Consider the following 12414-nt stretch of genomic DNA (forward strand, 5'->3'; position numbering starts at 1 on the left):
AGAATTGATACTTTTTCCGTTATCTCTCTGAAAGGTTCTGAACCTAGTTCAGAAAGAATCAGTAGAAATTAGCACCTTCTTTAAAGATAAAGGGTTGCCAAGGCTTCCTCGGGTCTAATCCCTCAACCTTTCTTGATAACAATATTTAATAAATGAACTAAATTACGTTACAAAGTAACGAACTTTTTTCTTGTTTTTATAATTTATTCGTAGATATCTGATGATAAATAACGATCTCCTCTATCGCAAATAATAGCAACGATTACACCTTTGTCTATTGATTTTGCTACTTTTAACGCGGTAGCAACAGACCCTCCACTACTCATTCCTGCAAAAATGCCTTCTTCTTTTGCTAAACGAACCGTCATTTCTTTTGCTTCTTCTTCACTTACTTCAAATATTTGATCTATTTTTTTAGCTTTAAAAATAGCGGGCATATATTCTTCAGACCATTTTCTAATTCCAGGTATTTTAGCTCCTTCTTTAGGCTGCGCTCCAATAATGGTGATGCTTTCGTTTTGCGATTTTAAATAATCAGAAACTCCAGTTATGGTTCCAGTAGTTCCCATGGCAGAAACAAAATGAGTAACTTCTCCTTCTGTGTCTCTCCAAATTTCTGGTCCTGTTGTATTAAAATGTGCTTTAGGGTTATCGAAATTATCAAACTGATTTAAACGAAAGTATCCTTTTTTATATTTTAACTTTAAAGCATAATCAATAGCACCTTCAATCCCTTTATCAGCAGGAGTTAAAATCACTTTTGCACCGTAAGCTCTCATCGTTTTAACTCGTTCTATAGTAGAGTTTTCCGGCATTGTAAGCACCATATTTACACCTAAAACTTTTGCCATTAAAGCCAATGCAATACCCGTGTTTCCACTTGTTGCTTCTACTAAAGTATCACCTTTCTTTATATTTTTTCTTTTAATAGCTTCAGAAATCATATAATAAGCTGCTCTATCCTTTACACTTCCTCCAGGATTATTTCCTTCTAGTTTTAATAATAAAGTAACACCTTCTTTCTTTAAGATATTTTGTACCTCTACAAGTGGTGTATTTCCAACAAAATCTATGATACTTTTGGTTTTCATTCTAATTTCTTTTTTGAAAAATATTATTTTCTGATTTCACTGTTACCACCGAATTTTCTGGAACGGATTCCATAATACAAACATTGGCTCCAATTACAGAGTTTTTCCCTATTACAACATCTCCTCCTAAAATAGTAGCATTTGCATAAATAACTACACCACTTTCTATTGTAGGATGTCTTTTCGTTGATGCTAAACTTTTCTTTACTTGTATTCCTCCTAAAGTTACGCCTTGAAAAATCTGTACATTATCTTTTATAATTGCAGATTCTCCTATTACCGTTCCTGTTCCGTGATCTATATGAAAAGAGGCTCCTATTTCTGCTCCTGGATGAATCTCTGTACCGGTTTTACTGTGCGCATACTCACTCATTATTCTTGGAAAAACAGGGATTCCTAAGTTTAATAATTGGTGACTTAAGCGATACACTGCAATGGCATAAAAACCAGGATATGCTAAGTAAATTTCTTCTAAACTTTTAGCAGCAGGATCATTTTTTTCTGAAGCAGCAGCATCTAAATCTAATTTTTGACGAATAGAAACAAAAGAACTTTCAAAATCATTCCACAAATTTGCTCCATTTTCTATGGATAATCTTTCTAAAATTTTCAAAAACTTTAACCTTGTTTCTGCACCACTTTCAGACAAATGGCGTTCATCAAACAAGTTATTGATTAACTGTTTCGTAAAAACCTCTACTGCATCTCTTAAACACATGCTGTAGTTTTTAAACGTAATTATTTGTGCTGTTTCTTTCATGTTAGCTTTTACATTTCTGGAGCTAATACTACTTCTAACCCGTCCATTGCTGGCGTCATTTGTATTTGACAGCCCAATCTACTATTGTCTTCTACATTAAACGCTTCTGCTAACATAGCATCTTCATCATCTGTCATTTCTGGTAATTCGTGATCTGAATTTACATAACACTGACAAGAAGCACACATGGCCATACCGCCACAAATACCTATGGTACCTTCTTCTGCTAATTCGTAAGAACGAACAACTTCCATAAGATTCATTGCCATGTCTGTAGGTGCTACAACTTCATGTAGTACACCATTTCTATCAGTTATTTTTATATTTATATCTACGCTCATTATACATTTTTTACCAAAGCCAAAAGTAATAAATTTGTTTGGTTAGACCTCAAAGGTTTTAAAAACCTTTGAGGTCTATGTTATTCTCTTTTATTAATTGTCTACTAAATTAAGTAAACCTAACAATTTATACCAATAAGGTTTTTGAAAACTTGCTAAAAAATTACTGAATAGCTTTTACAACTGCTTTTGGCGCATCTTTTCTTGTTCCATCAAATCCTTCTACACCACCAACAGTAGTATATTTCATAACGTATTTCTTATCTGGAAAAATTCTTTTGTAAGCACTCTGACACATTAAAGTTGCTTCGTGAAAACCACAAAGAATTAATTTTAATTTACCAGGATATGTGTTTACATCTCCAATAGCGTAAATACCAGGAATATTTGTTTGATAGTCTAATGCATTATTTACTTTAATTGCATTTTTCTCAATCTCTAATCCCCAGTCTGCAATAGGTCCTAATTTTGGAGATAAACCAAATAAAGGAATAAAATGATCTGTATCTACAATAAAAGCATCTTCTCCTTTTTTCTCTACAGCAACACCCGTTACTTTATCTGTTCCGATAATTCCTTTTACTTCTGCAGGAGTTATCATTCTAATTTTACCTAAATTCTTTAATTCTTGTACTTTTTCTACAGAATCTAAAGCGCCTCTAAATTCATTTCTTCTATGAATTAAAGTTACTTCAGATGCAACGTCTGATAAGAAAACAGCCCAATCTAAAGCAGAATCTCCACCACCAGAAATTACTACTTTTTTATCTCTATAAAATTCTGGTTCTTTAATAATATATTCTACACCTTTATCTTCAAAATCTGCAATATTAGGTATCAATGGTTTTCTTGGCTCAAAAGAACCTAAACCACCAGCAATTGCAACAATTTTAGCATGGTGTTTTGTTCCTTTATTGGTTGTAACAATAAAAGTACCATCCTCTTGCTTATCTATTGTTTCTGCTCTTTCTCCTAATGTAAAACCAGGTTCAAACTGCTTTGTTTGCTCAATTAATTTATGTGTTAAATCTCCTGCTAAAATTTCTGGATATGCAGGAATATCATAAATTGGTTTCTTAGGATAAATCTCAGAACATTGCCCACCTGGTTGTGGTAATGCATCAATTAAATGACATTTTAATTTTAATAAACCAGCTTCAAAAACTGTAAATAAACCTGTTGGACCTGCTCCAATAATTAGTATATCTGTTGTAATCATCTTAAGACTCTTTTTTCTCTATTAATCCTTTGGTGAATTCGTTTAGTGTTTCCACTTTTTCTTCGAAATCTCCTTTTATTGTTTTTCTAAACTCGTTTAAATTCTTAACCAAATCGTCTACGTTTTCCGGAATTACATCCTCAAAAAACTGACGTAATCTTTTGGCTGTTGTTGGCGATTTTCCGTTGGTAGAAATGGCTACTTTTACATTTCCTTTGGTTACAATACCGCCCATATAAAAATCACAAAAAGGAGGATTATCAGCAACATTTACCAATATACTTCGCTTTCTACAATGTTTATAAACCTTTTCGTTAACTTCTGGAAACTCTGTTGTTGCCACAACAATATGTTTTCCTTTTAAGTAACGTTTATTATATTTTTCTTTAATCAGTTTTACGTTTCCCTTCTTTGCTAATGCAGTTGTGCCTTCCCTAAACATAGGTGAAACCATGGTTACATTTGCATCTGGACTCGATTTTAATAAGAACGTTAATTTTTCTTCTGCTACAAAACCACCTCCAATGATTAAAACTTGAAGATTTTTAGTTTTTAAGAAAATAGGGTATAAATTATTTCTTTCCATAAACCTATCCTTTTGACTCATTTGCATACTGTTCTTTAATATCTAAAATTACCTGACGATGTTTTACTACTTCACCCAAAACAATAATTGCCGGGTTTTTTAATTCATTATCAGCAACAATTTTTTCTATAGTATCCACAGTACCTATTCCTAATTTTTCTCTAGAAGTAGTACCTCTTTGAATAATTGCAACTGGCAAGTCATTTTTACCTTCTGCTTGAAATAATTTTACAATTTGAGGCAGTTTGCTCATTCCCATTAACACCACAATGGTTGCATTAGACTTTGCAGCCAACTCAATATCATTAGAAATTTTATGATCTTTTGTGGTTCCAGTAATTACCCAAAAACTCTCTGCACTACCACGTTTTGTTAAGGGTATATTTTGATAAGCTGCTACCGCTAATGATGATGAAATCCCTGGAACAACTGCAACTTCTAAACCTAAATTTGCGGCATATTCCATTTCTTCTGCACCTCTACCAAAAATAAATGGATCTCCACCTTTTAAACGAACTACATGTCCGCTAGATTTTGCTCGTTCAACAATTAACTCATTAATTTGTTCTTGCTGATATTTATAACACCCTCTACGTTTTCCAACGAAAATTTGTTCAGCTTCCGGATTTATATATGCTAATAACTCTTCATTCACCAAAGCATCGTATAAAACTACATCGGCAGTTTTTAAAACCTTAATGGCTTTTACTGTAATTAAATCTATATCTCCAGGGCCTGCACCTACAACGGTTAACTTTGGTGTTTTTAAACTCATTTTATTCTTTTATAACTTACTTTGCAATTGCAGTTTCAGCATTTCTAAAAGCTCTTACTTTCTGTAAAAACGTATTCGCATCGCTAATATACTTCTTTGCAAATTCTTCTGTTGGCGCAAACTTATTAATTTGATAAATTAAATCCGCAAAAGAACCTCCTAAATCTATTTTTTCTGATGCAATAAAGTACTCATCAAATTGAGAAACGATACTTGCATGTGTATTTGTTTTCTTATCTGCTGCTAATAAAGACGCTTTTGCAGAGTTTACAATAGACTGATATGCGTAATAAATAGCTCCTGAATATACTTTGTTTTCAAAAGCTTCATTTGCATTTTCAATTTTCTCATCACTTTCTAAGAATAAAGTTGCAATTAAATCGATTACAACACCAGCACATTCTCCAATTCCTATTTCCTTTACATATTTATCTGCCTCTCCCCAATCGATAAAATCTTCTTGAGTTAAATTAGTAACATCTTGTAAATCGTTTAATAAATCATAAAAATAACGTTCTCCCGTCACTTTATAATACTCTACAAATGATTTTCCATCAGCATTTGCTTCAAAATCATTAAAAATTCTACGCAATGCTTCCGGACCTCTTTTACTTGGTACTTTTACTACTTTATCTGCAAATAATGCATTTCCGTTTCCTAAGTTTCCTCCACCTAATAAAACTTGTAATGCTGGAGCCACTAATTTATCTGGAGTTCTAACAGTCATTCCTTGAAAACCAATGTTTGCCATGTTGTGTTGTCCACAAGCATTCATACAACCACTAATTTTAATTACTAAATCTTCATTTTTTAAGTATTGAGGATATTCAGCCGCAATCACTTTTTCTAGTTCTGCTGCAATCCCCGTACTACTTGCAATACCTAAATTACAAGTATCAGTACCAGGACACGCAGTAATATCTACTGCTTTGTTATAACCTGCTTCTACAAATCCTAATTTTTCTAACTCTTGATAGAAATAAGGAACTAAATCTTCTTTTACAAAAGGAATTACAATATTTTGACGCAAGGTTAAACGGATTTCTCCTGCTGCGTAAGTATCAACTAAATCTGCTAATAAACGTGCTTTATCTGTGTAAAAATCTCCTAATAAAACTTTAATTCCAATAGCAACATAACCTGCTTGTTTTTGCGGGATTAAGTTGGTAGATTTCCATAAGTCAAATGCTTCTTTATTTTTTATCTCTACTTGTGGAGCATCAACAGCAACTGGAGTTGATGCAACATAGCCATCAGCATCAATAGCCACTGATTTTAATTCGATAGCCTTTTGTTCTTGTGCTACTAATTCTTTAAAAGCTTCTAAACCGATGTCTTTTAATAAGAATTTCATTCTTGCTTTGGCTCTACTTTTACGCTCACCATAACGATCAAAAACTCTTAAAACACCTTCCATTACTGGAATAATTTTATCTGATGGTAAAAACTCATATAAAGTTTCTGCATGTCTTGGCTGAGAACCTAATCCTCCTGCAACCATTACTTTAAAACCTCTTACACCGTTTTCAATTTTAGCAATGTATCCTAAATCGTGTAAATAAGACAAACCTGTATCTTCATCTGTAGAAGAAAAAGAAACTTTAAATTTACGTCCCATTTCTTGACAAATAGGGTTACGTAAAAAGAATTTATACAAAGCATCTGCATACGGAGAAACATCAAAAGGTTCGTTTACATCGATACCTGCAGTTTCTGATGCTGTTACATTTCTAACAACATTTCCACAAGCTTCACGCAAGGTAACATCATCTCTTTCTAATTCTGCCCATAACTCTGGCGTTCTTTGTAAATCTACATAGTGAATTTGAATATCTTGACGTGTTGTAATATGTAATCTTCCTCTAGAATACTCGTCTGAAACTTCAGAAATTCTACGTAATTGATTACTCATTACTTTACCATAAGGCAATTTTATACGAATCATTTGTACGCCTTCTTGACGCTGACCATAAACACCTCTTGCTAAACGTAAACTTCTAAATTTTTCTTCATCTATTTCTAGATTATTGAATGCTGCAATTTTATCTGCTAATTCAATAATATCTCTTTCTACAACTGGATTCTCTATTTCGGTTCTAAAACTCTGCATTTTTTCTAGTATTTAGTAGTTCGTATAAAATATTAAGCAATTCTTAATACCTTAAAATTCTACTTTAATTTTACTGTTCCTTTATTCTTTATTCTTACTACTTAATAAAACCAACACCTACTGTATTGTTCGTTTTTGGATCAATCAAAATAAAAGATCCATTAGATTTATTATCTTTATAAGAATCTACCAACAAAGGCTTGCTTAATTTTAATTGTATGTCTCCTATTTGGTTTAAGACTAATTCTGATGGATTTTCTTCAATTCCAGAAAAATCAGTTTTTATAATACTAGACAATTGTGTAATTTTTGCTTGTGCATCATTTACCCCATGTTTAATATAGTATTTTTGAGAAGCTTTTAAAGGCTCTTTATCCATCCAACAAATAGTTGCTGTTAACTCTTTTGCAATTGTTGGCTCTTCATTTACTTTCACCAACATATCACCCCTACTAACATTTACATTGTCTTCTAAAGTAATGGTAACAGAACTTCCTCTTTTTGCTTCTTGAAATTCTTTATCGAAAAAATTAATTGTTTTCACTTTAGATTTTGTTTGCGATGGTAACACTGCAACCTCATCTCCAACAGCTAAATCACCTCCATAAAGCTTCCCAGCATATCCTCTAAAATCATGGTATTCTTCTGTTTTAGGTCTGATAACTGTTTGCACAGGAAAACGAGTTTGAGAAGCATCATTAATATCTTCTGCATCTAATCTTTCTAAGTGATGCATTAACGTTTCTCCTTTATACCAAGGGGTATTTTCAGATTTATGAACCACATTATCTCCTTGTAAAGCAGACATTGGTATAAACGTTAAATTCTGACCTTTGTACTCACTTTTACTTGCTAAGTACTCAATCTCAGCTTTAATAGTGTTGTATTTTTCTTCAGAAAAATCAACCAAATCCATTTTATTTATTGCAATTACAACGTCTTTAATTCTCAATAAATTATTGATAAAAAAGTGTCTGTAAGTTTGTTCTATAACTCCGTTTCTTGCATCAATTAAAACAATAGAAGCTTGTGCTGTTGATGCACCCGTAACCATGTTTCTTGTATACTCTATATGACCTGGAGTATCTGCAATAATGAAACTTTTACTTGGTGTAGAAAAATATATATGTGCAACATCAATAGTAATTCCTTGTTCTCGTTCTGCAACTAAACCATCGGTTGCCAAAGAAAAGTCTAAATAGTCAAAACCACGTTGTCTACTTTTTTCTTCTATTGCTTCTAATTTATCGTCAGTTAATGATTTTGTATCGTATAAAATACGACCAATTAAGGTACTCTTACCATCATCTACACTTCCTGCTGTTGCTATTTTTAATACTTTCATTCTTATGAGCTGTTCGCTATTGGCCTTTGGCTTTTAGCTTAATTTGTATTCATTTTTAATACTTACAAAGCGATTAAATTTTGTAAGGTGTTTGCAAATAGTTGCGTTAGGGATTGAAACGACATCCTTTTTTTGTTCTTTTCAAAAAAAGATATAGTGAAAAGCCCGTTAAAACGCCCAAAGTATTCTAAAAATACCCTTGTTGTTTACGTTTCTCCATTGCTGCTTCAGAACGTTTATCATCTATTCTTGCACCTCTTTCTGAAATGGAAGAATCTCTAATTTCTTCTACAACTTTTGCAATATCGACTGCGTCGGATAAAACTGCTGCTGTACAACTCATATCTCCAACAGTTCTAAAACGAACCATTCTTTCTTCTACAACTTCTTCTTTGTCTCTAAAAACAACGTCATCATCTGCAGACCAGATCATTCCGTCTCTTACAAAAATCTTTCTTTTGTGTGCAAAATAGATAGAAGGAATTTCGATATCTTCTTGTTTGATATAAGACCAAACGTCTAATTCTGTCCAATTAGAAATAGGGAAAACACGTACATTTTGCCCTAAATCTATGCGTCCGTTTAACATATCGAATACTTCTGGACGTTGGTTTTTTTCATCCCATTGACCAAAATCATCTCTTACAGAAAAGATTCTTTCTTTAGCTCTTGCTTTTTCTTCATCTCTTCTTGCTCCACCAATACATGCATCAAAACCAAACTCTTCTATAGCGTCTAATAAGGTTTCTGTTTGCAACATATTTCTACTTGCATATCTACCAGTTTCTTCTTTAACTCTACCAGAATCTATATTGTCTTGTACATTTCTTACAATTAACTCAACACCTAATTCTTTTGCTAAACGATCTCTAAATTCTATTGTTTCAGGAAAGTTATGACCTGTATCAATATGCATTAAAGGAAAAGGAATTTTTGCAGGATAAAATGCTTTTTGTGCTAAACGCACTAACGTTATACTGTCTTTTCCTCCAGAAAATAATAAAACAGGTTTTTCAAACTGTGCTACTACTTCTCTAAAAATATAAATTGCTTCACTTTCTAAAGCATCTACTTGTATTGTTGTATTACTCATAATTATCTTTTTAGATGTGTAAACCACATTCTCTGTTACTTTCTACTTTTGTTGGATCGAAATATGTAAACTCATTTGGCAAATTTTGCGCTACTAAATAAGCGTCTAACTGTTCATCTGTCCAGTTATAAAACGGACTCACTTTTACCACACCGTCTTTACTTTGAGAAACAACATCTATACTATCTCTAAATGCAGTTTGACCTTTTCTTAAGTTTGTAAACCAAACATCTGGTTGATGTTCTTTCATAGCTCTAGAAAATGGTTCTAACTTAACTTGTTCTGTAAACAAAACATGTTTTGGGTCTTCTACCGAAGGAACTCCTAAAACAACATTTCTATGAGCTGCAGTTTGTTTTGGTGTATATAAATGAATATTTAAATTCAGCTTTTCTATAATATCTTCTGCATGTTTATACGTCTGCATCGTATTGTAACCTGTATCACACCAAATTACTTTAATGTCTTTTTGCACATCCGTAACCGCTTTTAAAATTGCAACTTCATAAGGTCTGAAGTTGGTTGTGATTACTGGATTTTTAGCAAAAGAAATAGCCCAAGCTATAATTTCTGCTGGACTTTTATCTTTTAATTCTGCGTTAACTTGTGTTAAGTTTAAGCTCATTACTTTCCCCATTTTATTTTATTCCATACTCTCTCGTGAAAGAAGTATAAAACTAACTTTGTTAAAAAATCTATTGATGCAATTGAAGTAGCTACTGATAACTCCCCTGTTAAGAGGTAAGACACTATTAAAGTATCTACGGTACCTATAACTCTCCAACTTAATGCCTTAAGCACACTTCGTAAAGGTTTTTCAGAAGTTTTATCTTCTTTAAAACCTTTAGTCTGTGCTTTTTTACTAAAAATGATTTGGTCTAAAATCATAAAAAAAATTAATTCAAATAATTACCCTACTACTTTAATAGGGTATGCAAATCTACATTATTATTATACAAAAAGTCGGGATTAAATCTTAAAAATTACCTAAACCCTATAGATTTAGTAGATTAATAAAAAAAAGGCAAATAAATTATGAATATGTAACCACTACAAGGATTTAGTAATTAAAATAATACAAAGGGACTATGAAGTGTATTTGTAAAGATGTATTGTACTCAATATTAATTGACTAAAGAAGCTTACAATTAATCTAACTATAGAATTGTTAATTAACAGATTACCTACTCTATAGAACTTACATTTTTGTTATAAATTTAGCAATTACACAAATCTGCAAGAGTAGTATTTTTAAAAATCTGCAAAGAACTATCCCTTACCTGAACCATTAACTTGTTTACAGCACAAAGGTTTTCATCAGGACAATCTGCACATTTTTCGTAGAAATTTAAACTAACACAAGGAATCATGGCAATTGGCCCTTCTAAGATTCTCATAATAGTAGTCATTTGAATATCTTTAGGCTCTTTTAAAAGATAGTAGCCACCACCTTTTCCTTTTTTAGACGCTAACAATCCGTTTTTACGAAGGGTTAAAAGAATAGTTTCTAAAAATTTTAAAGAAATATTTTCATTTTTAGAAATCGTAGCAATAGAAACAGGCGTTTTATCTTCTAGTCTTGCAAGATAAGTAAGTGCTTTAATTCCGTATTTTGTTTTCTTTGATAGCATAGTGCAAAATTACACAATTTAATTACTATACTAAAACAGTAGGATATACTTTTTTACAAATATCTTTTAAAACTAAAAACCCACTAAGTATTATCTCAGTGGGTTTATAGTTTAATCTAAAATCTAAGTATTTTTAACCCTAACTTAATTTGCAGTGTGCGACTTTTCTAAAGCGTAAAAAGTAGCTTGCACATAATCATCAGCATCTCCAGTGTTATTTTGATTATAAACTCCAGCTTTAAAATACATGTATTGTCCACCAGTATTATAACCACTATTTGCCATAACTACAGTTTTAACAACATCTGCTTTACCTTCTCTTATAATAGTAACCGTTAGATCATCTCCAACAACTTTAATGTTATAACTAAATTTTTCGTCTAGAGCAATTCCATCTGAAGGATTAGAAGCACTATCACTTCTAGAACCTATCATTTCGTGCCATTGTTCAGCTCCACTTCCCTCTGCAGGTTCGTGTGCAAAATAAATAGAACCGAAAGTATTACCTTCTAATTTTCTATAATAAAGACGGATAGGTTCATCATCATTTGCATGAATTTGACCAACAATAACACGCCCTTGCTGATCAGAATTACCTGTAGTTGTTACATGATTTACAGCAAGTGTTGCAGACATTTCTCCGTCATAACTTGCAGCGGCAGTTATATCCGCTTGCGGAGCAGTACCAAAAACCCAATTATTTTTATTAACTCCTTTGGTATCTATGCTCGTATTGGTTCCTCTTAACATTTCGCGAAACTCAACTCTTGTATAACTTGTACCTAGAGATGTTTTAAATCCATCAACTGGACATTTAAAAACCATTCCACCATCATTTGCTGTATAAAAATAAGTATCATTTTTATATTCGCTATTAAGCTCACTTACAGTAATTGTCTTAGCTACACCATTTCCATTATTAGTAGGAATACTCAAATTCCATGTTGATAAATCAAAATTTTGTGATGGAACTTTATTAGGATCTAATTCTCCTGAAATTTCTTCTCTTGCTGCTTGTGTAATTGTTAAACTTTTAGTGATATTATCACCAATAACAGTTATTATTCCTGTACGCTTATTAAACTCAGAGTTTGCTGTTACAGAAATATTTATGATTCTGTTAGTTGTTCCGTTTGTAGGTGTAATGTTAATCCAGTCATTATTATTACTCGTGTACCAATAAGCATTCGCAGTTACCTCAACGGTTTGTGTTTCTTGACTTGCAGAAAATTCAGCAATTGTAGATAAAGACAAAATATCTACTATTTCTTCTTCTGAATCTGCAGAGCTACAAGAAAAAAAAGATAAAAATAATGAACCAATAAATAATAATAATAATCTGAAAGAAATTTTCATAAAAATAATGACATTAATAATTGAATTTTTAAAAATACAAAATTGGTTAACCAATTTACTGTAATTTTAAATAAAATTATTATTTAATTAAATAAAGAGATTAAAAC

At 32.0% G+C, this 12414-nt stretch carries 13 protein-coding genes and 1 riboswitch; all 13 genes read right to left on the reverse strand.

Annotated elements, in window-relative coordinates; all coding sequences use genetic code 11:
* Positions 1 to 16 precede the first annotated feature (16 nt).
* A riboswitch (SAM riboswitch) is annotated at positions 17 to 142 on the reverse strand.
* Between the two features lie 61 nt (positions 143 to 203).
* Positions 204 to 1091 carry a cysteine synthase CysM gene (gene cysM / locus H0I29_RS03445; protein WP_218731403.1) on the reverse strand — a complete coding sequence of 296 codons (888 nt, stop codon included), beginning with the start codon at positions 1089 to 1091 and terminating at the stop codon, positions 204 to 206.
* A gap of 1 nt (position 1092) precedes the next feature.
* Complete coding sequence (gene epsC, locus H0I29_RS03450) at positions 1093 to 1851, reverse strand: serine O-acetyltransferase EpsC (RefSeq protein WP_218754435.1); 759 nt, start codon at positions 1849 to 1851, stop codon at positions 1093 to 1095.
* 8 nt (positions 1852 to 1859) lie between these two features.
* On the reverse strand, positions 1860 to 2192 hold the full coding sequence (locus H0I29_RS03455) for a 2Fe-2S iron-sulfur cluster-binding protein (RefSeq protein ID WP_218731405.1): 333 nt from the start codon (positions 2190 to 2192) through the stop codon (positions 1860 to 1862).
* 163 nt (positions 2193 to 2355) lie between these two features.
* Positions 2356 to 3411 (reverse strand): NAD(P)/FAD-dependent oxidoreductase, encoded by a 1056-nt coding sequence (locus tag H0I29_RS03460; protein ID WP_218731406.1) that lies wholly within the window; start codon positions 3409 to 3411, stop codon positions 2356 to 2358.
* Between the two features lies 1 nt (position 3412).
* The gene (locus H0I29_RS03465) at positions 3413 to 3997 is read right to left on the reverse strand and encodes a bifunctional precorrin-2 dehydrogenase/sirohydrochlorin ferrochelatase (RefSeq protein ID WP_165733131.1); all 585 of its coding nucleotides are present in this window, start codon (positions 3995 to 3997) and stop codon (positions 3413 to 3415) included.
* Between the two features lie 4 nt (positions 3998 to 4001).
* The gene (gene cobA / locus H0I29_RS03470; protein WP_218754436.1) at positions 4002 to 4772 is read right to left on the reverse strand and encodes a uroporphyrinogen-III C-methyltransferase; all 771 of its coding nucleotides are present in this window, start codon (positions 4770 to 4772) and stop codon (positions 4002 to 4004) included.
* A gap of 16 nt (positions 4773 to 4788) precedes the next feature.
* On the reverse strand, positions 4789 to 6882 hold the full coding sequence (locus H0I29_RS03475; protein WP_218754437.1) for a HEPN domain-containing protein: 2094 nt from the start codon (positions 6880 to 6882) through the stop codon (positions 4789 to 4791).
* Between the two features lie 97 nt (positions 6883 to 6979).
* On the reverse strand, positions 6980 to 8227 hold the full coding sequence (locus tag H0I29_RS03480) for a sulfate adenylyltransferase subunit 1 (RefSeq protein ID WP_218754438.1): 1248 nt from the start codon (positions 8225 to 8227) through the stop codon (positions 6980 to 6982).
* A 187-nt stretch (positions 8228 to 8414) separates the two neighbouring features.
* Entirely contained in the window at positions 8415 to 9320 is a 906-nt protein-coding gene (cysD, locus tag H0I29_RS03485; protein WP_218754439.1) for a sulfate adenylyltransferase subunit CysD, read from the reverse strand.
* Between the two features lie 10 nt (positions 9321 to 9330).
* The gene (locus H0I29_RS03490) at positions 9331 to 9945 is read right to left on the reverse strand and encodes a phosphoadenosine phosphosulfate reductase family protein (RefSeq protein WP_218731411.1); all 615 of its coding nucleotides are present in this window, start codon (positions 9943 to 9945) and stop codon (positions 9331 to 9333) included.
* A complete protein-coding gene (locus tag H0I29_RS03495) occupies positions 9945 to 10208 on the reverse strand; it encodes a DUF2061 domain-containing protein (RefSeq protein ID WP_208891073.1) in 264 nt (87 codons plus the stop codon). Before H0I29_RS03495 ends, H0I29_RS03490 begins: the two co-directional genes overlap by 1 nt.
* Before the next feature lie 329 nt (positions 10209 to 10537).
* Positions 10538 to 10951: an Rrf2 family transcriptional regulator gene (locus H0I29_RS03500; RefSeq protein ID WP_165733138.1), complete on the reverse strand. Its 414-nt coding sequence runs from the start codon at positions 10949 to 10951 to the stop codon at positions 10538 to 10540.
* A 144-nt stretch (positions 10952 to 11095) separates the two neighbouring features.
* Entirely contained in the window at positions 11096 to 12307 is a 1212-nt protein-coding gene (locus tag H0I29_RS03505) for a polysaccharide lyase family 7 protein (protein WP_254712692.1), read from the reverse strand.
* Positions 12308 to 12414 lie beyond the last annotated feature (107 nt).

The sequence above is a fragment of the Polaribacter sp. R2A056_3_33 genome, assembly GCF_019278485.1.
GTDB lineage: Bacteria > Bacteroidota > Bacteroidia > Flavobacteriales > Flavobacteriaceae > Polaribacter.